At 64.2% G+C, this 21879-nt stretch carries 22 protein-coding genes; 6 read left to right on the forward strand and 16 right to left on the reverse strand.

Annotation, left to right across the window (positions count from 1 at the left end):
- Positions 1–28: 28 nt before the first annotated feature.
- Entirely contained in the window at positions 29–2104 is a 2076-nt protein-coding gene (locus GC1_RS09040) for a bifunctional sulfate adenylyltransferase/adenylylsulfate kinase (protein ID WP_029204800.1), read from the forward strand.
- A gap of 191 nt (positions 2105–2295) precedes the next feature.
- Complete coding sequence (locus GC1_RS09045; RefSeq protein WP_019298571.1) at positions 2296–3165, forward strand: DUF1206 domain-containing protein; 870 nt, start codon at positions 2296–2298, stop codon at positions 3163–3165.
- 22 nt (positions 3166–3187) lie between these two features.
- On the opposite strand, the gene GC1_RS09050 is transcribed toward GC1_RS09045, so the two are convergent.
- The 5 genes from GC1_RS09050 to GC1_RS09070 form a co-directional block, all read right to left on the reverse strand.
- On the reverse strand, positions 3188–4072 hold the full coding sequence (locus tag GC1_RS09050) for a PhzF family phenazine biosynthesis protein (RefSeq protein ID WP_019298572.1): 885 nt from the start codon (positions 4070–4072) through the stop codon (positions 3188–3190).
- Entirely contained in the window at positions 4069–5217 is a 1149-nt protein-coding gene (locus tag GC1_RS09055; RefSeq protein WP_152612469.1) for a hypothetical protein, read from the reverse strand. Before GC1_RS09055 ends, GC1_RS09050 begins: the two co-directional genes overlap by 4 nt.
- Positions 5214–6362 (reverse strand): peptidoglycan-binding domain-containing protein, encoded by a 1149-nt coding sequence (locus tag GC1_RS09060; protein ID WP_019298574.1) that lies wholly within the window; start codon positions 6360–6362, stop codon positions 5214–5216. Before GC1_RS09060 ends, GC1_RS09055 begins: the two co-directional genes overlap by 4 nt.
- 103 nt (positions 6363–6465) lie before the next feature.
- Positions 6466–6690 (reverse strand): DUF1150 family protein, encoded by a 225-nt coding sequence (locus tag GC1_RS09065; RefSeq protein ID WP_019298575.1) that lies wholly within the window; start codon positions 6688–6690, stop codon positions 6466–6468.
- A 5-nt stretch (positions 6691–6695) separates the two neighbouring features.
- Positions 6696–7109 (reverse strand): Hsp20 family protein, encoded by a 414-nt coding sequence (locus GC1_RS09070; protein ID WP_019298576.1) that lies wholly within the window; start codon positions 7107–7109, stop codon positions 6696–6698.
- A gap of 181 nt (positions 7110–7290) precedes the next feature.
- Here GC1_RS09070 and GC1_RS09075 point away from each other — a divergent pair, with 181 nt between their 5' ends.
- Complete coding sequence (locus GC1_RS09075) at positions 7291–7515, forward strand: YdcH family protein (protein ID WP_019298577.1); 225 nt, start codon at positions 7291–7293, stop codon at positions 7513–7515.
- A gap of 189 nt (positions 7516–7704) precedes the next feature.
- On the opposite strand, the gene GC1_RS09080 is transcribed toward GC1_RS09075, so the two are convergent.
- Complete coding sequence (locus GC1_RS09080; RefSeq protein ID WP_019298578.1) at positions 7705–9744, reverse strand: NADH:flavin oxidoreductase; 2040 nt, start codon at positions 9742–9744, stop codon at positions 7705–7707.
- 237 nt (positions 9745–9981) lie between these two features.
- On the opposite strand from GC1_RS09080, the gene GC1_RS09085 reads away from it, so the two are divergent.
- Positions 9982–11265, forward strand: coding sequence for a uracil-xanthine permease family protein (locus GC1_RS09085; RefSeq protein WP_019298579.1), 1284 nt, complete (start codon positions 9982–9984; stop codon positions 11263–11265).
- 66 nt (positions 11266–11331) lie between these two features.
- On the opposite strand, the gene GC1_RS21905 is transcribed toward GC1_RS09085, so the two are convergent.
- Positions 11332–12627 carry a PDDEXK-like family protein gene (locus tag GC1_RS21905; protein ID WP_019298580.1) on the reverse strand — a complete coding sequence of 432 codons (1296 nt, stop codon included), beginning with the start codon at positions 12625–12627 and terminating at the stop codon, positions 11332–11334.
- Positions 12628–12702: 75 nt separating this feature from the next.
- Entirely contained in the window at positions 12703–13017 is a 315-nt protein-coding gene (locus GC1_RS09095; RefSeq protein ID WP_019298581.1) for a DUF1272 domain-containing protein, read from the reverse strand.
- 291 nt (positions 13018–13308) lie between these two features.
- On the opposite strand from GC1_RS09095, the gene purE reads away from it, so the two are divergent.
- Positions 13309–13797: a 5-(carboxyamino)imidazole ribonucleotide mutase gene (purE, locus tag GC1_RS09100; protein WP_019298583.1), complete on the forward strand. Its 489-nt coding sequence runs from the start codon at positions 13309–13311 to the stop codon at positions 13795–13797.
- Positions 13790–14866, forward strand: coding sequence for a 5-(carboxyamino)imidazole ribonucleotide synthase (locus GC1_RS09105; RefSeq protein WP_019298584.1), 1077 nt, complete (start codon positions 13790–13792; stop codon positions 14864–14866). Before purE ends, GC1_RS09105 begins: the two co-directional genes overlap by 8 nt.
- Positions 14867–14925: 59 nt before the next feature.
- Here the strand turns inward: GC1_RS09105 and GC1_RS09110 are convergent, their stop codons facing one another.
- From GC1_RS09110 to GC1_RS09145, 8 genes are all read right to left on the reverse strand, one after another.
- A complete protein-coding gene (locus GC1_RS09110; protein ID WP_019298585.1) occupies positions 14926–15549 on the reverse strand; it encodes an RNA ligase family protein in 624 nt (207 codons plus the stop codon).
- 205 nt (positions 15550–15754) lie between these two features.
- Positions 15755–16075: a hypothetical protein gene (locus GC1_RS09115; protein ID WP_019298586.1), complete on the reverse strand. Its 321-nt coding sequence runs from the start codon at positions 16073–16075 to the stop codon at positions 15755–15757.
- Between the two features lie 34 nt (positions 16076–16109).
- The gene (locus GC1_RS09120) at positions 16110–17258 is read right to left on the reverse strand and encodes an alpha-D-ribose 1-methylphosphonate 5-triphosphate diphosphatase (RefSeq protein WP_019298587.1); all 1149 of its coding nucleotides are present in this window, start codon (positions 17256–17258) and stop codon (positions 16110–16112) included.
- On the reverse strand, positions 17255–18031 hold the full coding sequence (locus tag GC1_RS09125; protein WP_019298588.1) for an esterase/lipase family protein: 777 nt from the start codon (positions 18029–18031) through the stop codon (positions 17255–17257). The genes GC1_RS09120 and GC1_RS09125 overlap by 4 nt, the downstream gene beginning before the upstream one ends.
- Before the next feature lie 45 nt (positions 18032–18076).
- Complete coding sequence (locus tag GC1_RS09130) at positions 18077–18934, reverse strand: DMT family transporter (protein WP_019298589.1); 858 nt, start codon at positions 18932–18934, stop codon at positions 18077–18079.
- Positions 18935–18983: 49 nt separating this feature from the next.
- A complete protein-coding gene (locus tag GC1_RS09135; RefSeq protein ID WP_052260511.1) occupies positions 18984–19565 on the reverse strand; it encodes a GNAT family N-acetyltransferase in 582 nt (193 codons plus the stop codon).
- 211 nt (positions 19566–19776) lie between these two features.
- A complete protein-coding gene (gene groL, locus GC1_RS09140) occupies positions 19777–21426 on the reverse strand; it encodes a chaperonin GroEL (RefSeq protein ID WP_019298591.1) in 1650 nt (549 codons plus the stop codon).
- Positions 21427–21491: 65 nt separating this feature from the next.
- Positions 21492–21779: a co-chaperone GroES gene (locus GC1_RS09145; protein ID WP_019298592.1), complete on the reverse strand. Its 288-nt coding sequence runs from the start codon at positions 21777–21779 to the stop codon at positions 21492–21494.
- Positions 21780–21879: the final 100 nt, after the last annotated feature.

Here is a 21879-nt window from a genome sequence, read left to right on the forward strand (position 1 = left end):
TAACCCGTTGACCGTACTGCTGCCGCTCGTGACCGAAACCGCATCCATATCCACACCGGAAGGCGAAGACCTGCTGTTCCGCCTCCTGCGCCAGCTCGATACGGCGCCGGACGCCTCGCAGCGCGCCACCGCCGCGGCGGTGGGGATCTCGCTGGGGCGGCTCAACACCCTGCTGCGCGCTGCGGCCGAAAGTGGCCTGATCACCATCAGCGCCCGCCCCGGTCCCGACAAGCGGCAGCGGTTTGCCTATTCGCTGACCACCCGGGGTGCTGCGGAAAAAGTGCGGCTCACCGATCAATTCCTTGCCCGCAAGCTCGCAGAATACAACGCGCTGCATGCGGAACTCACCGGCTCCGCTAGCGGCCTCCCCCCTCTCAAACACAGGACCCATCCGATGCAAAGCAATCTGGCTCCCATCCCTGAGCTTTATGTCTCCTACGAAAGCGCCCAGAAACTGAAAGTCGAAGCAGCCGACCTGGTCAGCTGGGATCTGACCCCGCGCCAGATCTGCGACCTGGAACTGCTGATGAACGGCGGCTTCAATCCGCTCAAGGGCTTCCTGTCTGAGGCTGACTACAACAGCGTCGTCGACACCATGCGCCTGACCGACGGCTCGCTGTGGCCGATGCCGATCACCCTGGATGTGTCCGAAGATTTCGCGGCCAAGCTGGAAGCGGGCCAGGACATTGCCCTGCGCGACCAGGAAGGCGTGATCCTCGCCACCATGACCGTCACCGACAACTGGGTGCCGAACAAGGCAAAAGAGGCCGAGAAGGTCTTTGGCGCCGATGACGACGCGCATCCGGCGGTGAACTACCTGCACAACCAGGCCGGCAAGGTCTACCTGGGCGGTCCGGTCACCGGCATCCAGCAGCCCGTGCACTATGACTTCCGCGGCCGCCGCGACACCCCGAACGAGCTGCGCGCCTACTTCCGCAAGCTGGGCTGGACCAAGGTTGTTGCCTTCCAGACCCGCAACCCGCTGCACCGCGCCCACCAGGAGCTGACCTTCCGCGCCGCGCGCGAAGCCCAGGCCAACCTGCTGATCCACCCGGTTGTCGGCATGACCAAACCGGGCGACGTCGACCACTTCACCCGCGTGCGCTGCTACGAAGCCGTGCTGGACAAATACCCGGCCGCCACCACCTCCATGTCGCTCTTGAACCTGGCGATGCGCATGGCCGGCCCGCGCGAAGCGGTCTGGCACGGCCTGATCCGCAAGAACCACGGCTGCACCCACTTCATCGTCGGCCGCGACCACGCAGGCCCCGGCAAGAACTCCGCCGGCGAAGATTTCTATGGCCCCTATGACGCGCAGGACCTGTTCCGCGAGTTCCAGGGCGAAATGGGCATCGAAATGGTCGATTTCAAACACATGGTCTATGTGCAGGAGCGCGCCCAGTACGAGCCGAACGACGAGATCGCCGACCGCGACAACGTCACCATCCTGAACATCTCCGGCACCGAACTGCGCCGCCGCCTGGCTGAGGGCCTGGAAATCCCCGAGTGGTTCTCCTTCCCCGAGGTGGTCAAGGAACTGCGCAAGACCAAGCCGCCGCGCTCCAAGCAGGGCTTCACCGTGTTCTTCACCGGCTTCTCCGGCTCCGGCAAATCCACCATTGCCAACGCTCTGATGGTCAAGCTGATGGAAATGGGCGGCCGCCCGGTGACCCTGCTCGATGGCGACATCGTGCGTAAGAACCTGTCGAGCGAACTGGGCTTCTCGAAAGAGCACCGCGACCTCAACATCCGCCGCATCGGCTATGTGGCGTCTGAGATCACCAAGAACGGCGGCATCGCCATCTGCGCCCCGATCGCACCCTACGCCACCACCCGCCGCGCCGTGCGCGAGGACGTGGAACAGTTCGGCGCCTTTGTCGAAGTGCACGTTGCCACCTCGATCGAGGAATGCGAGCGCCGCGACCGCAAGGGCCTCTACAAACTGGCCCGTGAAGGCAAGATCAAGGAATTCACCGGCATCTCCGACCCCTATGACGTGCCGGCCAACCCGGAACTGTCGGTTGAGACCGAAAACGTCGACGTCGACAACTGTGCCCACCAGGTTCTGCTGAAGCTGGAAAGCATGGGCCTGATCAAGGCCTGAGCCTGACGGCACAGAGAGACATGAGAGCGGCCCGCCAATTGGCGGGCCGCTTCCGTTTCCCGGCGCAGGAAACGGCCCGGAACACACGTGTTTACTGGGGCGGCGGCAGCGCCCGCAGGGAACCTTTCCGCCCGCCGGGGCGTTGTTCTTCCGTCCCCGCACCCCCGCTCCGCGCAGTCAGGAAGCCCCGCATGCCGCAACACCCCGCCCCGCCTGAGTCCCGCCGCGACGATCCGGCAGAAAATTCTGCCCGCGGTTTCGCTTGGGCGGTTCCGCTGATGCGCGCAGGCTACGCCGGGCGCGGTCTGGTCTACCTGCTGGTGGGCGGCGCTTCGCTGTGGTCGATCTGGCACGGCGGCAGCGCCGAAGGCACAGGCGAGGCGATGGGCCGCCTGCAGGGCGCGCTTGGCACCGCCATTCTGCTGCTGATTGCCCTTGGCATGGCCGCCTACGCCATCTGGCGCGCGGTGGACAGCATTTGGGATCTCGAAGACTACGGAAACAGCCCCAAGGGCTTGATCGCCCGCGCCGGGATGATCACTACCGGCCTGGTGCATCTGGGCCTCAGCGGGCTCGCCATCACGGTGCTTCTGGGACGCTCCGAAGGCCTCGGAAAGACAGAGCTGGTGAACCGCCTCCTCGCCTCCCCCGGCGGGCAGGCCGCCGCAGGCATCGCCGGGGCGCTCACCCTCGGCGCCGGCGGCTATTACCTGCACAAGGCCTGGAGCGAAGGCTACCGCGACCACATGCAGGGCAATCCGGCGACCCTGCATCTGAACCTGGTGCTTAAGGCTGGCATGGCCGCCCATGGCGTTGTCATTGCCATCATCGGGTTTCTGATGATGCAGGCAGCCGCCTATGCCTCCAGCCACGAAGCCGGCGGGATTGGCACCGCCTTCAACTGGCTGCAGGACAAGACCTACGGCCAGATCCTAGTGACCTTCCTGTGCATCGGCCTCCTGGGATTTTCCCTGGTTTGTTTCGTCAACGCCGCCTGGCGCATCGTGCCCAAGGCCGATGACCGCGGCCTCCAAACTCTGAAAGACATGCTGAACAGCTAGGGGCGGCCTGCCCGAAAGCGGCCTATCCCGCTTCCGGCAAATCCACCGTGCCGCGCATCAGCACAAAGCCCTCGCCGGCCACCCGCACGCCTTCGATCGCATCCGGCGCGCCGATCCGCGCCACCCGGGCCTGGCCGGGGCGGCCCAGCCCGTGGCCCTGCTCTGCGGTGAATTCCGCCTTTTCCATCAGTCCGTGCTTCCACAAATAAGATGCCATCGCCCCGGTGGCCGACCCGGTGAACGGGTCCTCCGGCGGGCTTGGCGGCGCCATCAGGAGGCGCGAGAAGGTGTCGCCGGCCGCGGTCGCGCCTTCCAGCGTCACCAGAAACGGCTCCATCATGTCGATGCCATCAGCGCCCAGCGATTTGCCCAAAACGGCCAGCGCCTCCAGGTTCAGCTCCGCCGCCTCCAGCGCCGCGCGGTCGCGTAAAACGGTGACACAGAACGGCAACCCGGTAGAGACCTTCTGCGGCTGCCCCACGATGGCCTCCACCGGCAGCGACACCGCCGCCGCCACCAGTTCCGGATCGGCAAAGGGGCCGAATTCCGGCGCCACCTGGGTCATCTCAATCAGATCACCGTCCAGCCGCACCGGCACGATCCCGGCGCCGGTCTCCAGGGTGATGCTGTCCCCCTGAAACAGCCCCCGGTCGCGCATCGCCGCAACTGTCGCAATGGTCGGATGACCGGCAAAAGGGATCTCGCGGCTGGCCAGGAAATAGCGCACCTTAACGTCCGCTACCTCCGACGGACCGGTAAAGGTGCACTCCACCAATGAGGTCTCCCGCACGTAAGCGGTGCAGACCTCCACCGGCAGATGCGCGCCGCCATGTACCACCGCACAACCATTGCCGCCGAACGCCCGGTCCGAGAACGCATCCACCCAGTCGAAATTCAAAAGACTCATTGTTTCTTGTCCTTTCCGGCCTCTTTGCCGCGCCCTAACCCGAGCGGTGCCTGCAAGCGGCGCTCCACCTTAGCTTCAAATGTCTCAACCGGCATTGCGAAGCTGCTGGCAAAGGCCTGCCGCCAGCCCATACCCTGCCCGAGCTTGTGCCAGTAATCAAATACCGCTGCCTTGCCGTGTTCCTCCGCCAGCAGCCGTACGGCAAAATGTGCCAGCGGGTAGTTGTCTGAATCGAAGGCCACCTCTGACAGGCGCATTTCCTGCAAACTGCGGGAGGATCCCTTTGCTTCCCGGCGCAGCTCCCCGAGAGACGCCCTGGGTTCATCCAGCATCTCGAAGGCAAACTCCTCCTGTACCATCTCTGCGGCGCCTTCGATCAGCCACAGGGGATGGGCCAGGGACCAATTCGCCTGGTTCGGTTTCAGCATGCCGAACTCGCCCGAGACTTCCGCCTGCCAAAGATGCATGTACTCATGCGCAATTACCGGGCCAAGCCAGCGGTACGATGCCTCCAGCCATTCCGCATCGTATTTTTCGACCTTCTCCCAGCAGATGATGAAAAGGCCGGGGAAGGCCCGTCCCGCATAGCCGCCATCAATGGAACAGGCCTCCTCTATAACTGCAGAAAAATCAATTGGCGGCAGCCCCAGGTCCTCCAGCATATAGCGGGTCTGCAGCATCAGGCTGCTGCGGTCTTCCCCCACAGCGATGCCAGGCCGCGACGCCATAGGCATCTTCAGGCTATTGTTGAAAAAGTTCCGCACCTTTCGGTAGTTCACCATCAATGCGGTGCGCGCCATGCCTTGCTGCGCATGAATGACCGGCCGCTGATCGTTCGGCATGTGCCGCGCCAGCTTCGGACGCAAAGTGGCCAGTTCCCGGCACCAGTGCACGGCACTGCGTTGCGAAAGCCCCGGCAAGCGGCCCAGACGCCCGGGTGGCCGGTCCCCCTGGTTGCCGGTCATCTTGTTCCAGGCCTGCCAGTGCTGGTAGGTGACCCGGTTGTTCTCCGCTCCCGGATCAAACCCCAGCTCCGCCAACTGCCCCTGAACACAGGCGACAAACGGGTCTGCCGCAGCCGGGACGGCCGCCAGGGCCAGCCCCGCCGCCAGCACAAGCCGCCGCAGCCTTCCGCCAGCTCTCAAGACTGCTTCCGCCGCATCTTGGAAATATAGGCCCGCGCGGTGCCGGGCCGCTTGCGCAGCTCCATTACCTGCGTCTCAAACTCGGCCAGAGCGACGCCAAAGGCGCCCTTGAAAGCCTGCTCCCAGTTCTGACCCGCGTTCAGGCGGCGCCAAAAGGTGAACAGCGCCTCCTCGCCGCTGATCCGGGTCAGGATATGCACCGCATAATGGGCGAAATCATAGTCGCCACTGGTGCTGACCGTCTTATGCGCCCGCATGCCGCGCAGGCTCTTTTTTGACTTCAATGACCATTCGTGCAGCTCCGCAAGCCCCGGCGCGCGCAGCCGCAGGGCTCTCTTGCCGAACCGTGCCGCAACCACTTCGGCGCTGCCTTCCACCAGCCAGGCCGGCCCCATGCGGGCGCGCAGCGAATTGCTGTGGAACCCTTCTGAGCGGGCGCCGCCCAGTTCCGCCTGCACCAGGTGCATGTATTCATGCGCCATCATCATGCCCAGCCACTTGCGCGACCGCTTGAGCCAGGCATTGTCGGCCTCATGCGGGTTGTCCCAGCAGATATACATGAACTTGAGATAGGCCGCGCCAGCAACACCAAAGGGCTTGTTGCAATGGGCGGCGATGGAGGCATCCGGGTTGAACCGCGCGCTCGACATATCGCGCAGCAGGCGGCGCACATAGGTTTGCACGTCCTTTGTATTGCCTGCCGCACCGATGCCGATATGCCCGGCCAGCACGATGCCGTATTCCCGGTCCATGAAGCGCAGCACCTTGTCATAGGCCTGCCGGATACCCTTTTCCACGTTGGGCGTATCCGCCAGGATCCGCACCGGCGCCGCCGACGGCATATGCCGCTCCAGGCCGGTCTTCAGAGCCGGCAGCTCGCGGCACCAGTGGATCGCGGTCTTTTGGCTCAGCGGCGGCAGCGCGGCCAGCAGCGCGGTGCCCGCCTTTGCCTGGCGCAGTGCCTGCCAGGCGCCCTTGGTCTGCTGCGTCAGCCGCCCGTCCGGCTGGCCCGCGGCATAGCCCAGATCCGTCAGCTGCTGCTGCACGCATTTCACAAAGGGGTCAGCACCTGCAGGCGCAGCCAGGGCGGACAGCCCGAACGCCAGCCCCAGCGCCTGCACCAGCGGACGGAAATTCCGGATCATTATTTGCCTCACTTGAAATATCAGCCGTTGAAAACAATTCAGGCCCCCAAAATGGGAGCCTGCCTCTCAGAAATGCAAGTGTTTTCCGGCGGATGCCGGGACGTCAGTGCACCGCAACCGGCGTCATGTCGTTCTGCCGGGCCAGCACAAAGGCCAGCTGCCGGTCGGCCACCAGCGCCAGCTGGCCGCCTGTCGCATCATGCACGGCGTAAAGCAGCTCGCGCCCGCCGGCATTCTCCTGCACGTCCTTGGGAAGATCTGCCACCGCAACCGCCTTCACATAGACGGTCCGGTCTCCGGCATCCTTGAAGTCAAACGGTGTATGCATTGCTCTTACCCCTTTCTGATACTGATTGTCTGGACCACGGTTTCAGGCCGCGCACGGGTCAGATCCACATGCAGCAGCCCGTTTTCCATCACCGCCTCGCCCACTTCGACGCCATCGGCCAGCACGAACATGCGCTGGAACTGGCGTGCCGCGATGCCGCGGTGCAGGAACACCCGCCCCTCGCTGTCGTCGCGCTGGCGGCCGCGGATCACCAGCTGGCGGTCCTCGACGGTGATCGCCAGATCCTCTTCGGCGAAACCGGCCACGGCCAGGGTGATGCGGTAGGAATGGTCTGATGTCTGTTCGATATTATAGGGGGGATAGCCTTCGTTGCCCGATTTTGCCGAGCGTTCCAGGAGGCGTTCCAGCTGCTCGAACCCCAGCATATGCGGGTAAGAGCCCAAGGTTAGTTTCGACACGTTGTTCGTCCTTTATGCCAAAGCGACGTATGCGCGCGGCCCCGGTCCCGGCAGCCGCTTCCCCAAGAATATGGGAAGTTCTTTATGGATTCACAAGACCATGTGCCCATAGGTCTAGCGGAAAAGCCCTTAACGAAGTATCTTCACTCTCACTTCATTCATAAGCCCGATTGAGTCCCCCATGAATGCACCCACAGATGTGTCGATGAAGACGGACGAAGTCCTGAAGGTCGAGCTCGAGGTTTTCCGCAGGCAGCACCGTGATCTGGACGAGGCCATCGCCGCGCTGGAAGAGCGCGGCACCGCCGATCAGCTGACCATCCGGCGGCTGAAAAAGCAGAAGCTGGTCCTGAAGGACAAGATTGCCCTGATCGAAGACCGGCTGACCCCGGACATCATCGCCTGACCCCGCGCCGGTTGTCCGGCGCGTCTGCCCGTGCCTGAGCTGCACGGGGAAAAGCTGCAGAACGCAGCAGTTTCACTTAGTTCAAACAGGGCCTCCCGCCCCCTCTTCCGCGCAGGCAAGCTGCGACGGGAGGTGCTGGGCATGGCAGCGCGCCTGACGGCGCGCTGCGGCTGCGCTGTGCGGCAGGTGTCACAGATCCTTGCACAGCCGCAGCGTATCATAGACCGCCGCATGGATATTGCGCCCCGCCACCGCATCGCCTGCACGGGCCAGCCAGTACGCCCCTGACGGGTTCACCTCCGCAAAGGGGCTGCGGCCCGCAATCATCTCCTGATGATCGAGCTGCCCCAGATTGCGCGAGCCCGGCTTCAGTGCGTGGTACAGATCCTCCGCCGGGGTGATCCCGTGCTCCGAGACTACATGATCCACCACCCGCTCCTGCAGCTCACCGCTCAGCACATGGCGCAGGGTGATGCGCTTGCGGTTGCCCTCAGCAGCCACAGACACAGGTTCCAGCAGGCTCTCGAACACCACCCCCTGCAGCGCCAGATCGCGCAGGACCACGGCTGAGTTGGTCGGCCCCAGGTCATGCCCCGCCATCCGGTCCGGCGTTGCCAGCGTGACCGCGCAGCCCATTCGCGCCATCACATCGGCGCAAACCAGCGCCGCGTGATCGCCGACCTCGTCCAGCAGCAGAACCTCGCCAGCCACCCGCGCCTCGCCGGACAGCACTTCCCAGCTGGACGTCACCAGATGCCCGCCCGGAATATCCAGCGGCTCCGGCCAGCCGCCGGTCGCCACAATCACTGCATCCGGGCTTTCCGCCAGCACATCCTCCGCCTCGGCATACGCATTGAGACGCACATAGGCGCCCAGCCGCTCCACCTCCGAGATCAGCCAGTCCGCTACGCCCCAGATCTGGCGCCGGGTCATGCCCTTGGCCGCCAAGCCGATTTGCCCGCCCAAGCGGCTGCCAGCCTCAAACAACACCACCTCATGGCCGCGCTCTGCCGCCACCCGCGCGGCTTCCAGCCCCGCCGGGCCGCCGCCGGCCACCACCACCTTGCGCCGCACCTCCGCGGGTGCAATCACATGCGGCATCACCATCTCGCGCCCCGTCGCGGCGTTATGGCCGCAAACCGCGGGCTTGCCCTGATTGACCCGGTCGACGCAATAGCCCAGCGCCACGCAGGGCCGGATACGTTCTTCCTCGCCCTGGCGCAGCTTCTGCACCAGATAAGGGTCGGCCATATGCGCCCGGGTCATGCCGATCATGTCCGCCTGGCCTTCGCGGATGGCATGACGCGCAGTGGCAATATCGGCCACCCCGCCCGCATGAAACACCGGCAGATCCACCGCCGCGCGGATTGCGCCCGCCACGTTCAGATCCGGCGCCGCGGGCATCCCCATCGGCGCCACCCAGCCGGCAAGGCCAAGGTCATCATAGGGCGCCCCTGCCAGCACGTTCAGGAAGTCCACAGAACCGGTGGCGGCAATCTTCTGCGCTGCCTCAATACAGTCTGCCGCGCCGAGTCCGCCCTCGGTCAGCTCATCGCCGGTGACCCGCATGCCGAGGATCAGGTCCGGCCCCACCGCCTCACGCACCGCTTCCAGGACCTGCAATGTCAGCCGCAGCCGGTTGTCCAAGGAGCCGCCGTAGTCATCCTCCCGGCAGTTCACCAAGGGCGACAGGAACTGCCCCAAGAGATGCGAATGCATCAGCAGTTCAATTCCGTCAAACCCACCCGCCCGGCAGCGTTCAGCAGCGGCGGCGAAACCCTTGATAACGCGGGAGATATCTTCCATCTCCATCACCTTGGGAAACGCGCGGTGCGCCCGCTCCCGCCGCCCGGACGGCCCCAGCACCGGCAGCCAGTGGCCGTCGTCCCAGGCGGTGCGCCGGCCCATATGGGTGATCTGGCACATCACCGCCGCGCCATGCTTGCGCACCCCGTCCGTAAGCCGCTGGAACCACGGGATGATGCTGTCATCACCCGCATACAGCTGCCCGAACACCGACGGGCTGTCCGGCGCGATATTGGTCGAGCCGCCGATCATCGTCAGCGCAATGCCGCCCTTCGCCTTTTCCTCATGGTACAGCCGGTAGCGGTCCCGCGGATAGCCGCCCTCCTGGAACGAGGGCGCATGGGCCGTGCTCATGATCCGGTTGCGCAAAGTCAGGTGGCGCAGTTGCAGGGGCTGGAGGAGCGGGTCGGTCTGCTGGGTCATCAGGGAATTTTCCGGGCAAAATCTCCCCAGCACAAGAGCGGCCCTGCCAGCCCCCTGGCTTGCAGAAAACCGGCATCCGCCCGCCTCTGTTGCGACACCCTGTCCGCAGGCCGCAAAAACACCCTCTGACCGGATGGTCAAAGCCGGATTTTCCCTTTAGGAGCACTGCAATTTTGCCCGCACCCCAGCAACACCCCGGTCCGGGCCTGCGTAAACACCTGAGATAAGAGCGAGACCATGACCGCCACCAGCGACCCCGCCGACGCGCCCTCCGCCCCCGGAACCGATTACAAATTCACCCCGAAACAAGCCCTTGTCGGCGCCCAGATGCTGTTTGTCGCCTTCGGCGCGCTGGTGCTGGTGCCGCTGCTCACGGGCCTTGACCCCAGCGTCGCGCTGTTCACCGCAGGCCTTGGCACGCTGATCTTCCAGATCGTCACCCGCGGCCAGGTGCCGGTGTTCCTAGCGTCCTCCTTCGCCTTCATCGCGCCGATCATCTATGGCGTGCAGACCTGGGGCATGGCCGCCACCACCGGCGGCCTCGCCGCTGCGGGCCTCTTGTATGTGGCGCTCTCCTTCGCCATCCGCGCCTTTGGCGCCGGCTTCCTGCACCGGCTGCTGCCGCCTGTCGTGGTCGGCCCCGTGATCATGGTGATCGGCCTGTCGCTGGCGCCGGTGGCGGTCAACATGGCCACCGGCCTCGCAGGCGACACCCAGGTGATGCCGCGCAATACCGCACTGCTGCTTGCCGCCATCTCGCTGGGCGCTACCATGCTGACGGCGATCCTCGGCCGCGGCATCATGCGGGTGGTGCCGATCCTTGCAGGCGTCGCCGCGGGCTACATCGCGGCGCTGGTGCTGGGCGCTGTCACCGGCGAAACCCTGGTCAACACCGCCCCGCTGGCGGATGCCCCCTGGTTCAAAGTACCGGGCTTTGTCGCGCCGGAATTCAACCTCGCCGCCATCCTGTTCATCCTGCCGGTCGCCATTGCCCCCGCGATTGAGCACTTCGGCGACATCATGGCGATCTCCAGCGTGACCAAGCGCGACTACATGGAGAAACCCGGCATCCAGAACACGATGCTGGGCGACGGCCTTGCCACTGCCGCCGCGGGCCTGCTGGGCGGCCCGCCCAACACCACCTATTCCGAGGTGACCGGCGCCGTCACCCTGACCCGTGCCTTCAACCCGGCAATCATGACCTGGGCCGCGGTCTTTGCCATTGCGCTGTCCTTCGCGGGCAAGCTCTCCGGTGCGCTGTCGACCATCCCGATGCCGGTGATGGGCGGCATCATGATCCTTCTGTTCGGCATGGTCACCGTGGTTGGCTTGTCGGTGCTCGCGAAACTGGGCGAGGCGCTGTCGGAGGCCCGCAACATGGTGATCATCTCCACCGTGCTGATCATCGGCCTCGGCGGGCTGACACTGCAGTTCGGCGAAGGTTTCACCCTTGCGGGCATCGGCCTGTCGGGTGTTGCCGGCCTGCTCCTCAACCTGATCCTGCCGCAGCAGCGGGATTGATTCCACCGCCTGCGCAGCCCCGGCGGCTGCGCAGGCAACACCTTGTCATGGCAGGTTGCACGACTCTCAGGACACCACTGCCTTTCGGCTCATGAAGCCCGGCAGCACCTCTGCGATGGCCACAAACTCGGGCCGGAACTTATCCAGAAGCTGCTTCATCGCAGCGCTGATTTCCTCAGCATCATGCACATCCCGGATCTCCAGCGTGTTGTTCTTCAGGAATTTTGAGTATCTCTTGCCCTCTCCGGCAGCCCCTTTCTGGAACCGGATCCGGCTCAAACCTTCAGAAGCGGCCACACCCTCAATCTCTTCGATCAAAGCCTTGCGTGCGGCATGGTCGGACAACGGCCCGACTTCCGCAAACAGCCGTAACTGACCCTTGCTTCCGTCATTGCCCGGCACCAGCGCCAGCCAGCTGGTCAACGGAAACCCCATCCACCAGTTTTCGCAGCCCGGCCAGCTGCCGCCCCGACCCAATGCGGCGACCCACTCCTGCGGCAGAAAGCTCACCCCGTCGCGGTGCAGGGCCCCAAAGCAAAAGACGCCTTTGCCGATTTTCTTTTCTTCCAGCGGCCCTGGACTGTCTCCGAACTGCTCATGCGCCGCCATTGCGAACTCCGATGCCGCACCATGCTCAATGACAAAATCCAGCACCTTCTTGTGGCTGCGGTACAATTCCCGCGCCAGTTTCACCATTTCATCGCGTTCCTTGCTCATGCCGGTCGCTTCCTGCAAAATTTCTATGTAGTGGGTCAAAAACGTGCTGATCTCGGGCCGCAAAAGATAGGCCTCCTGCTCCAGAAAACGCGATAGGAAAGTGCAGATCTCGCCATAGCCAATCGGCACATAGTCGTGGTTGTCAAAGGCCTCATCGCGCAGCGTCAGGAACACGCCCTGGATCTGCAAGTCCTCCTGCGTTTTGTAGACACCGCGGACTTTCCTCATGTAATTCGCAAGCTGGTCCCCGTGCAATTTGCTGTCGAACTTGTTTTCAATGACAAAAGCCCAGCGGTTGCGCTCGCTCAGAATGAAAATATCGATGTTCAGCCATTCACAGCGCACTTCGGCATCGCGCATATCTGCCTGCGAAATCTCCAGCGCAGTCGGCCCTGCCGGCAGGCTGCTGCCGCGGTAGGCCTCCGCGAGAAAGACCTTCAGGAACCGGTCGCCCAGACCATGCGTTTCGCTTGGATCCAACAGCCAGGCAAGTATGGCAGAATGGCGGATTTCCATCCGTTCCATCTTCATGACCCGGATCGGGTTGAACCGGTTCAGATAGGCTTCGATCCGTTCCAGGTGCTCATTGTTCACGAACAGCGCTTCCAGCGCGCCATGCGATGGCATCTGGTCTTTGGTTTGCATTGGTCAAATTACCCTCAATTAAAATCGGTCTGCCCAGAGAAATGATCAATCGGAGCCAGGCACATTTGGCTCCCCTTACCTCTCCTCCGGCTTCAAATGCCGGATGCGCGCCACATGCGCCGCAATATCCTCGCGGCTGAACTTCGAGTGCCGCCGCTTCACTGACGCCGGATGGTTCCCCAGCCCCAGCTTCAGCGCCTCCCGCCAGGCCCGTTTGGGCCGGACCGGGCGCGGCGCAAAGCCGCCGCCGCAGGTCGGGCAAACATTGTGCAGCTCCCGCTCCACGCATTCCGCACAGTAGGTGCACTCATAGCTGCAGATCCGCGCGTCCGCAGCCTCCGGCGGCAGATCCTTGTCGCACAGCTCGCAATTGGGGCGCAGTTCCAGCATTTTGCTCTCCTCATTCAGCCGCCACCGTGCCCCGCTTGCCGGTGGCCCGCAAGCCCCGCCACAGCCACACGCGCCGCGCCTGGGCGCGGCGCCACGCCCAACCGCGGGGGCGGTGCAGCTTGCCTGCATTCCCGCGCGGGCGGGAGCTGCCGCCGCCCATCCCCCTGCGGCATAGCGCCGGCCCTCGCAAAACAAGGCAAATCCCGCCGTTTACCCATCCAACCCGCATTGCGAAAACCGCAACTTTCCCTATAGTGCGCGCTCCACAAGCCGCGACAGGAGCCACCATCCATGGGTGACATCAAAGTGGGCATCATCATGGGCAGCCAATCCGACTGGCCCACCATGAAGGAAGCCGCCAATATCCTCGATGAACTGGGCGTCGAATACGAGGCCAAGATCGTCTCTGCCCACCGCACCCCGGACCGGCTGTGGAGCTACGGCAAATCCGCCGCCGACCGCGGCTTGCAGGTGATCATCGCGGGCGCCGGCGGCGCCGCCCATCTGCCCGGCATGGTCGCTTCCAAGACCCGCGTGCCGGTGGTTGGCGTGCCGGTCCAGACCCGCGCCCTCTCCGGCGTCGACTCGCTTTACTCCATCGTGCAGATGCCCAAGGGCTTCCCGGTTGCCACCATGGCGATCGGCGCCGCCGGTGCCGCCAACGCGGGCCTGATGGCCGCTGGCATCCTGGCGCTGCAGGACGCGGCCCTCGCCCAGCGCCTGGACAACTGGCGCGACGCGCTCTCCGCCTCCATCCCCGAGGAACCTTCTGATGACTGACGTTCTTGCTCCCGGCGCCACCATCGGCATCCTCGGTGGCGGCCAATTGGGCCGGATGCTCTCGGTTGCAGCCTCCCGCCTCGGCTTCAAGACCCATATCTTCGAGCCCGGCGCCAACCCGCCCGCAGGCCATGTCGCTGACCGCGTGACCACCGCAGGCTACGAGGATGCCGAGGCGCTGGCCGCCTTTGCAGCCTCTGTCGATGTGATCACCTATGAGTTCGAGAACATCCCGACCTCCGCGCTGGACCTCTTGGAATCGCACAAACCAATCCGCCCGGGCCGCGAGGCGCTGCGGATCAGCCAGGACCGGCTGACGGAGAAAACCTTCCTGCAGGACCTCGGCCTGCAAACCGCGCCTTTTGCAGACATCACCGACCAGGCCAGCCTCGACGCGGCGCTGTCCGAGATCGGCGCGCCCTCCATCCTGAAAACCCGCCGCTTCGGCTACGACGGCAAGGGCCAGGCCCGCATCAAGTCCCCGGAAGACGCCGGCGAAGCGCTCGCCGCCATGGCGGGCGCGCCCTCGATCCTCGAAGGGTTCGTGAATTTCAGCCACGAGGTCTCCGTCATCGCCGCCCGCGGCGTGACCGGCGAGATCGCCTGTTTCGACCCCGGCGAAAACGTCCACCGCGACGGCATCCTGCACACCACCACCGTGCCCGCCAAGCTGACCACCGGCCAGCGCATGGATGCGGTGCTGATGGCGGGCAAGATCCTGAACGCGCTGGAGTATGTCGGCGTCCTCGGTGTCGAACTGTTCGTGACCCCCGACGGCCTGATCGTCAACGAGATCGCCCCGCGGGTGCACAACTCCGGCCACTGGACCCAGAACGGCTGCACTGTGGATCAGTTCGAACAGCACATCCGCGCGGTGGCCGGCTGGCCGCTCGGCGACGGTCAGCGCCATTCCGACGTGGTGATGGAAAACCTGATCGGCGATGACGTGGACCGTATCCCGGAGCTGGCCAAAGAGGCGGACTGCGCCATTCACCTCTATGGCAAGGCAGAGGCCAAGCCGGGCCGCAAGATGGGCCATGTGAATCGGGTGCAGAAGCCCCAAAGCTAAGGCTGGGGGCGCTGCCCCCAGACCCCCGGAATGTTTTCAGCCAGAAGAAGCAGGCGGCCTCAGGCGAGGCCGTTTTTTACAGTCTCCCCGTTCATCCAATGCACCTCTGTCTGCACGTGATCTGCCCGGACGTACTTTGCCAGCAGCGTCTGCATATCCTTCTCGGCGAATTCTCTGGCGGTGCGGATCACGAACCCTTCCTGTGTCTCCAAATCCAGCGCAGAGATGGTCTCCTGTATCACCGGTGCCGAGGGCGGTCCTCGGTACAGCGCTGGCACGCTGACGATGCCCAGATCACCGAACCGGGCCAACGTCTCCTCCCAGGGCTGGATCACGCCATCCACAATCCATGCAAACCCCAGAAAGTAACTGGGCAGTGCGGAATATGCGATAGCATGGCGGGCGAACAGATACTCACCCACAATCCGCTCGCCCTCTGCCAGGGCTGGTGAAATACCCGCAGCAAAGGCTTTCATCCAGTCCCGCGACGGATGATATCGCGCATCCAGACTGCGCGGATGGCACCCCCCGGAATGGATCGTGGTGTTTTCACCATCCATCTTTTCGGTGATGACCACCTCAGGCTCCGCCAGCAGCGCCGAGGCATCCTGCAGGATCTTGTCATCGCTGGTTGCCCCTGGTGACTGTGGCAAATGAAAAGTGCGGCCGTATTTTCGCAGCATGTCAGTAATTACCGGTTGGTCAAAATGGTTACCCGCAACCTATCCGTGCTCAGCCTCCGCAGCAAGGCGGCCCGGTGAAAGCGGCCCCGCCGGGTTCACGCGCCGCAAAGAGGGCCATCCGGCCTGATGCGCGGCGCTCCTGCTCCAAGAACCGGGCGGTAACGTTGCGGGCTAACAATCACTGCAGCAAAGCACCGGCGCGGGGTTAGTCGAACTTTGCGCTCAGCCCCTGCGACTTCCGCCACTGACGCCAGACGCAATAGATAACCGCCCAAATCACACAACAGAGGACCACTCCAAAAAACGCCATGTCGAGTGCAGTCTCAAACCAAAAACGCAGTGCGGTCGTCTCTACCCATTCAGCAGGCCTCCTCCCCACGCGTAGCAAGAGAAAGTACTGGCCTGCATCGGTTTTGGCCTCCCGCACATGACCTTCCAAAGAAAGCGCGGCTAACAGGCTGATTGCCAGATAACCATGTACAACCCAGCCCAACATATTGCGTATTTTCTTAAGAAATGAACGCATGTTGTTCTATCGTGCCAACCGATTGCCCCTGCCTTCAGGCAAGGAAACGACCCGCCACATCCCCCGACATATAGCTGACCTGCCCGCCGGACAGTGTCGCCGCAACCCGCAGGCTCTCCTTGTCCAGCACCACGATATCCGCCCGCTTGCCTGCCTCCAGCCTGCCGCGGTCCGTAAGCCCCAGCAGTTGCGCAGGCCCTTCCGAGACCAGCCGCCACGCCCCCGCCAAATCCAGCAGGCCGGAGCGTTCCAGCATCAGCGCCGCACGCCGCGGGCTGGGGTAGTGGTAGTCGGAGGCCAGCGCATCGCACAGCCCCATGGCGATCAGCTCCACGGCAGAAGCATTACCCTTGTGCGAGCCGCCCCGCACCACATTCGGGGAGCCGAGGATCACCGGATCACCCGCGCTGCGCGCAGCCTCTGCCGCCTCCAGCGTCTCGGGGAACTCGGCAATCCGGGCGCCGCGCTCGCGCCAGACGGCGCGGTCCTCTGCGGTCTGATCGTCATGGCTGCCCAGCCGCACATCCAGCGTGGCCAGTTCAGCACAAAGCGCGTCCAAGCGGCCCGGCACCTCATCCCGGCGCGCGTGCATGTCCTTCAGCATCTGCCAGTGCACCTCCGGATTGCGCCCTGCCTTCAGCGCCTGGCCGGTCAGCCGCGGCGGTTTCTTGCCCGCTGCCAGCCGCTCATGCGGCAGGTGGTCGTTGAACACCACATAAGGCACCTGCCAGTCTGCCACTTTCGCCGCCAGTCCGGCGTAATCCTCCAGCATGTGGATCTCAAACCGCAGCTGCGGCAGCAGATCAGTCACCAGCGACCCGCGCACCGCCTTGATGCCCTCAAACACCTGTCCTGCAAACTCGGGACCGCGCAAGCCGCCCTCCCAGGAGTAGAACTGCGCCAGCACCGCAGTGGTGATGCCGTTGGCGGCCAGCTCCGCCTCTGCGGCCACCACACCCTCCGCCATCTGCTTCATCGCCCCACGCCGCGGCGCCAGGTGGCGCTCGAACCCGTCACCATGCGCATCCACGATCCCCGGCAGCACCAGGTAACCTGACAGGTCCACGGCCCGCCCGGCAGGCGCATCCGTCACCAGACCACCCGCAATGGCGATCTCACCGCCACGCTCCAGCCCGCCGGGGCGCAGCACATCGCCGCCCTGCAGCGTCAGTTCCAATGTCATTGTTCCGCCTCTTCACAGCCGCCGTTCAGCTGGCACGCCTCGCCAATGATCTCTTCCACCGCCGCCAGCCAGCCCAGGCTGGGCTCAAACCGCCCCTCCTCCAGGAAATGCAGCGCCTGCGTCATCACCTGCGGGTTGTTCATCATGTAGGTATGGGTGACCGGCAGCGTCAGATGCGCCGCCATGCCGTCCACCTTGGTGCTTTCGACCGAGACCTTGCCGTCATCCGCCCCCGGGATCAGCGCCGAAAATACCGGGTTCAGCGTCTCATCCCCCGCAATCACGCCGAGCTCAAACGCCACCGGCGGCAGCTTCTTGGGCAAGCTGTCCTCACCAGTGCCCAGCTGCAGCCCGGCGGGGCCGTTCAGGAAACCAAAGACCTCCCAGTCGCCCAGTTCGTCCACCAGCTCGCTGCCCTGGTTCGGCGGCCCCATCATCACCACCCGGCCCAGGTTTTCCGGGCTATTGTCCTGCAGCCAGTACCGCAGCAGAATACCCCCCATCGAGTGGGTCACCACATGGGCCGTCTCCCCGCCGCAGGCGGCAAAGGCGGCGGGCAGGGTCTCTTCTGCCAGAACCTGGATAGTCTCCTCAGTCGAGGCATAGCCGGGCCGCACCACAGCAAGCCCGCGCGACTGCAAGACCTCCTCCATCACCGCGAATGAGGTCTCGGAGCGCGCCAGCCCATGCAGCAGGATCACGCAATCGGCCGCCGCAGGCAGCGGCAGCAGCACTGCAGCAGCGGCAAACAGGGGTTTCAGAACATCACGCATGGGGCCCAGATAAGCGCAAGCGGCACCACAGGGAAGCCCCCGCAGTTACTTGGCTGCACGAACCCTGCGCGCAGGCGCCCGCAGCACCACCAGCGCAATGCCGCCCAGCACCGCCGCGCTGCCAAAGACCAGCCGCAAACCAATCGCCTCACCCAGCAAGGCCGCCCCGGCGAGGATCGCAATCACCGGCACGCTCAGCTGCACGGTAGCGGCCACCGCGGGCAGGATCTGCGGCAGCAAGCGGTACCACAGCGCATAGCCCATGCCGGAGGTCACCGCGCCCGACACGACCGCCAGCACCGCGCCATACAGGCTCACCGTGCTGCCGCCCAGCCACAGGGCCACCGGCAGGAACATAACTGTGGACCACAGGAAATTCACCGCCGTCGCCGCCAGCGGCTGCGCAGCACCCCGCCCCAAAATGCTGTAGATCCCCCAGCCAAGCCCCGCCGCCGCCATCAGGAGCGACGCGCCAAGGGGCGCCGTGCCGCTGCCATCCGGCCAGACCACATAAGCAAGCCCCAGAAACGCCAGCACCGCGCCTGCCACCTGGCCCGCGCTGACAGGCGTGCCCCGCAGCGCGCCCCATAGGAACATCGTGACCTGTACCACCCCGAACAGCACCAGCGCGCCAAGACCGGCGTCAAGCTGCTGATAGGCCAGCGAAAACCCGGCGATATACAGCGTCAGCGCCGTCCCGCCGCGCAGGCTCGCACCCAGGTCCTGGCGCACCGCCAGCCCCTGCATCCGGCACAGCACCACCAGCATCGCAGCCCCCGAGGCCAGGCGCAGCAGGCCAAAGCTGCCCGCATCCATATGCCCGGCCCCAATTGCCAGCCGGCTGAGGATGGAATTTGCGGCAAAGGCCGCCATGGTGAGGGAGACAAGAAGAAACAGGCGCATGTGCAAGGGGTAGCGTGCCAAGGCACGCAGGACCACTGATTTTTTCGTGTCACATCTCCGAGAAAGCCCGCGGGTAGATCAGCTCCGCCTCCGGCACGTCATCGCCATGGCGCAGGATCAAAGTGTACTTCAGCGGATAGGGGCTCCTCAGCTTCTGAGCCCGTTCCTGACTGAACCCCCAACGGCCATAGAAGGAGGGCTTTCCCAAAACAACAATGGTCTTGGGCGCACTGGCAGGCAGTCTCTCCAGAGGTATTTCAACAAGGGCTTGCAGCTCCTGCAGCATCCGGGTGCCGAACCGCCACGGACTGCGGTACAGTTCGTCCTTAGGTCCCCCAACTTCCATATTCGGGTTGTTCTCGGCCAGCTTTCCGCCCTGCCACTCAGGCCGCACTGCCATGGGCGCCAGGCAGGCCCAGCCTTCGGGCGCCTGCATCCGGCTCAGAGCGAAATAGCCACCAATCTTACCGTCCCAGGGTTTGCGACACTCATACAGCATGTCCCCGTCCGCCCGTAACTGCCGCACAAGCCGCGCCTCGGCATCGGTTGGGAAAGCCGCCTTCAGCAGCTTTTCGACTTCATCGAAGTGTTCTTCCTTAACGCTATTCGAAGTATCCGGCCCAACAACCATCCCAAACCTCCCGCGTTCACCTTTGCACAAATACTCCCGCCGGAGACAGGCCCGCAAGGCGGGCCTTCTTGACCCTGCCCAAAACGAAAAGGGGCCGCCCGAAGGCAGCCCCAAATTCGCATCTCTGAGCGGTGCGGCTTCCGGCAGATTGGCCTTGCAGCCAATCGCCTGTCGCCGCCCGGCAGGTTTTCCTGACGGAAAACCGCGCCGTTTACATCATGCCGCCCATGCCGCCCATGCCGCCCATGTCGGGCATGCCGCCGCCTGCCGCGCCTTCTTTGGCGGGCTTGTCGGCAACCATGGCTTCGGTGGTGATCAGCAGGCCGGCAACCGAGGACGCGTCTTCCAGCGCGGTGCGGGTCACCTTGGCCGGGTCGATCACGCCGAAGGAGAACATGTCGCCATATTCACCGGTCTGCGCGTTGTAGCCGAATGCGCTGTCCGAGGATTCGCGGATCTTGCCGGCAACCACGGCACCGTCGACGCCTGCGTTCTCGGCGATCTGGCGCAGCGGCGCTTCGATGGCCTTGCGGACGATGTTGATGCCTGCGTTCTGGTCGGCGTTGGCGCCTTCCAGGCCTTCCAGGCCTTTGCCGGCCTGCACCAGGGCAACACCGCCGCCGACGATCACGCCTTCCTGCACGGCTGCGCGGGTGGCGTTCAGCGCATCGTCCACACGGTCCTTGCGCTCTTTCACTTCCACTTCGGTCATGCCGCCGACGCGGATCACGGCCACGCCGCCTGCCAGTTTGGCAACGCGTTCCTGCAGCTTCTCGCGGTCGTAGTCAGAGGTGGTCTCTTCGATCTGGGTGCGGATCTGGGCAACACGTGCTTCGATCTCGGCCTTCTCGCCAGCGCCGTCGACGATGGTGGTTTCGTCTTTGGTGATGGAGACCTTCTTGGCGGTGCCCAGCATGTCCATGGTGACGGACTCGAGCTTCATGCCCAGATCCTCGGAGATCACCTGGCCGCCGGTCAGGATCGCGATGTCCTGCAGCATGGCCTTGCGGCGGTCGCCGAAGCCCGGTGCTTTGACGGCTGCGATTTTCAGGCCGCCGCGCAGCTTGTTGACAACCAGGGTTGCCAGCGCTTCGCCTTCGACGTCCTCAGCAATGATCAGCAGCGGCTTCTGCGACTGGATCACCTGCTCCAGCAGCGGCACCATCGGCTGCAGCGAAGACAGTTTCTTCTCGTGCAGCAGGATCATGCAGTCTTCCAGATCCGCGACCATTTTGTCGGGGTTGGTGACGAAGTAGGGCGACAGGTAGCCGCGGTCGAACTGCATGCCCTCGACCACGTCGGTCTCGGTTTCCATGCCTTTGTTCTCTTCGACGGTGATGACGCCTTCGTTGCCGACCTTCTGCATCGCGTCGGCGATCTGGCGGCCGATTTCAGCTTCGCCGTTGGCGGAGATGGTGCCAACCTGCGCAACCTCGTCGGAGTCTTTCACTTCGCGGGCCATGTCCTTGATGCCCTGCACGACTTTGGCGGTTGCCAGGTCGATGCCGCGCTTCAGGTCCATCGGGTTCAGGCCGGCTGCAACCTGCTTCAGGCCTTCTTTGACGATCGCCTGGGCCAGAACGGTTGCGGTGGTGGTCCCGTCGCCGGCTTCGTCGTTGGTGCGGGAAGCAACTTCCTTCACCATCTGGGCGCCCATGTTCTCGAACTTGTCTTCCAGTTCGATTTCCTTCGCCACGGACACGCCGTCCTTGGTGATGCGCGGTGCGCCGAAGGATTTGTCCAGAACCACGTTGCGGCCTTTGGGGCCCAGGGTCACTTTCACGGCGTCAGCCAGAATGTTGACGCCTTTCAGCATGCGGTTGCGGGCATCGGTGTCGAATTTGACGTCCTTAGCAGCCATTTTTCACTCTCCTAGAGAAATTCTGTGTGTATCAGCGATAGTGGGATCAGAGCAGGCCCGCGGGCTTACTCGATGATGCCCATGATGTCGCTTTCCTTCATCATCAGCAGCTCTTCACCGTCGACGGTGATCTCGGTGCCGGACCATTTGCCGAACATGATGCGGTCGCCAGCGGACACTGCCATCTCGATCAGCTCGCCGCTGTCCTTGCGGGCGCCTGCGCCGCATGCAACAACAACGCCTTCGCTCGGCTTTTCCTTGGCGGAATCGGGGATGATCAGGCCGCCCGCGGTTTTTTCTTCGCTTTCGGTGCGGCGCACCAGCACACGGTCATGCAGCGGTTTCAATGCCATCTTTGCAGCTCCTTGAAAGGCTCAAAGGTTGTTATCTGTTGGACCTCCGCCTCCCCGGCGGGGCCGTTATCACTCACGAGGGGTGAGTGCTAACGAGGGG

The organism is Leisingera sp. ANG1, assembly GCF_000203975.2.
Classification (GTDB): domain Bacteria; phylum Pseudomonadota; class Alphaproteobacteria; order Rhodobacterales; family Rhodobacteraceae; genus Leisingera.

Bases quoted from the DNA above. Each gene is read 5' to 3' on its own strand.
- GC1_RS09105 (WP_019298584.1), top strand. From the start codon at position 13,790: ATGACTGACGTTCTTGCTCCCGGCGCCACCATCGGCATCCTCGGTGGC.
- GC1_RS09080 (WP_019298578.1), bottom strand. From the start codon at position 9,744: ATGACCCAGCAGACCGACCCGCTCCTCCAGCCCCTGCAACTGCGCCAC.
- GC1_RS09115 (WP_019298586.1), bottom strand. From the start codon at position 16,075: ATGCGTTCATTTCTTAAGAAAATACGCAATATGTTGGGCTGGGTTGTA.
- GC1_RS09110 (WP_019298585.1), bottom strand. From the start codon at position 15,549: ATGCTGCGAAAATACGGCCGCACTTTTCATTTGCCACAGTCACCAGGG.
- GC1_RS09045 (WP_019298571.1), top strand. From the start codon at position 2,296: ATGCCGCAACACCCCGCCCCGCCTGAGTCCCGCCGCGACGATCCGGCA.
- GC1_RS21905 (WP_019298580.1), bottom strand. From the start codon at position 12,627: ATGCAAACCAAAGACCAGATGCCATCGCATGGCGCGCTGGAAGCGCTG.
- GC1_RS09085 (WP_019298579.1), top strand. From the start codon at position 9,982: ATGACCGCCACCAGCGACCCCGCCGACGCGCCCTCCGCCCCCGGAACC.
- GC1_RS09120 (WP_019298587.1), bottom strand. From the start codon at position 17,258: ATGACATTGGAACTGACGCTGCAGGGCGGCGATGTGCTGCGCCCCGGC.
- GC1_RS09135 (WP_052260511.1), bottom strand. From the start codon at position 19,565: ATGGTTGTTGGGCCGGATACTTCGAATAGCGTTAAGGAAGAACACTTC.
- GC1_RS09130 (WP_019298589.1), bottom strand. From the start codon at position 18,934: ATGCGCCTGTTTCTTCTTGTCTCCCTCACCATGGCGGCCTTTGCCGCA.
- purE (WP_019298583.1), top strand. From the start codon at position 13,309: ATGGGTGACATCAAAGTGGGCATCATCATGGGCAGCCAATCCGACTGG.
- GC1_RS09075 (WP_019298577.1), top strand. From the start codon at position 7,291: ATGAATGCACCCACAGATGTGTCGATGAAGACGGACGAAGTCCTGAAG.
- GC1_RS09050 (WP_019298572.1), bottom strand. From the start codon at position 4,072: ATGAGTCTTTTGAATTTCGACTGGGTGGATGCGTTCTCGGACCGGGCG.
- GC1_RS09145 (WP_019298592.1), bottom strand. From the start codon at position 21,779: ATGGCATTGAAACCGCTGCATGACCGTGTGCTGGTGCGCCGCACCGAA.
- groL (WP_019298591.1), bottom strand. From the start codon at position 21,426: ATGGCTGCTAAGGACGTCAAATTCGACACCGATGCCCGCAACCGCATG.
- GC1_RS09125 (WP_019298588.1), bottom strand. From the start codon at position 18,031: ATGCGTGATGTTCTGAAACCCCTGTTTGCCGCTGCTGCAGTGCTGCTG.
- GC1_RS09095 (WP_019298581.1), bottom strand. From the start codon at position 13,017: ATGCTGGAACTGCGCCCCAATTGCGAGCTGTGCGACAAGGATCTGCCG.
- GC1_RS09065 (WP_019298575.1), bottom strand. From the start codon at position 6,690: ATGCATACACCGTTTGACTTCAAGGATGCCGGAGACCGGACCGTCTAT.
- GC1_RS09060 (WP_019298574.1), bottom strand. From the start codon at position 6,362: ATGATCCGGAATTTCCGTCCGCTGGTGCAGGCGCTGGGGCTGGCGTTC.